This window comes from Streptomyces sp. W16 (genome assembly GCF_033194735.1).
GTDB lineage: Bacteria > Actinomycetota > Actinomycetes > Streptomycetales > Streptomycetaceae > Streptomyces.
Window position 1 is genome coordinate 1 of sequence record NZ_JAWOAI010001192.1, and the last position, 843, is coordinate 843.

An 843-nucleotide genomic window follows, 5' to 3' on the forward strand; every position below is an offset into this window, starting at 1 on the left:
ACCGCCGCCACCGCGCTGCTCGCCGCCGCCCTGTGCGCCGTAGTGCTGGCGCTGTTCGCGGAGTTGTCCGGTGGCCCGCTCGGGGGTGCCGCGCTCGCCCGGTTCGGGCCCGTGTGGTGGCAGACCGGGGGTGCGGCGCTGGGATGGCTCGCGTTGGTGGCGGTGCCCACGGCGACGGGGCTGCGGGCGTGGCGGCTGCGGGAACCCCGGGTGCCGAAGCCGACGATCGCGGAGCCGCGGAAGAGTGAGGCCGAGACGGCGCCGGACGCTCCGCGGGGACGCCGGTTCCGGATGTCGTTCACCGTCGGCCGGGGCTGGTTCACCCGCAAGCCGAAGGAGACGCCGGTACCCGTACCGGTGCAGGCTCCCGTCGACCAGCCGTACATCGCCTACGACCACGACCCGACGTTCGACCCTTACGACTTCCTGCCCGTCGACGTACCGCCGGAGCCCTCGCCCACGCCCTGGTACGACAACGCCCCCCGCGAGGCCCGCTGGGCGGCCCTGAGGGAGGCGTCCACTCCGCCGGAAGAAGCACCGGAATCACCGGAACCACAGGTGTTCCCGGACCCGCCGGGACCGAACTGACCGGCGCCGGGCGTCAGTTGGCGGTACCCAGCAACCCCCGCAGATCCTTCGGCAGCAGCTGGTTGCAGGACTGCTTCGCCTCGTTCGTCAGGGCGTCGTTCGTGCAGGTGTAGAAGTCGCTGTAGGCCAGCTGCGCGACGAACATCGCGGCGACCAGGGCGATGGCGAGGGACGCGGTGACCAGGCCGCTCACCGCCGCCGTCGTCTGGGGGCGGCCCGGCGGCTCGGGCGCGGCCGGGGTGTCCGGGTCGGTGG

The 843-nt window shown here is 73.7% G+C and carries 2 pseudogenes; one reads left to right on the top strand and one right to left on the bottom strand.

Features of this window, described 5'->3' with window-relative positions:
* Positions 1-588: pseudogene (locus R6V09_RS54140) on the top strand (DUF6350 family protein); the annotation flags it as partial.
* A 13-nt stretch (positions 589-601) separates the two neighbouring features.
* On the opposite strand, the pseudogene R6V09_RS54145 reads toward R6V09_RS54140, so the two are convergent.
* Positions 602-843: pseudogene (locus R6V09_RS54145) on the bottom strand (hypothetical protein); the annotation flags it as partial.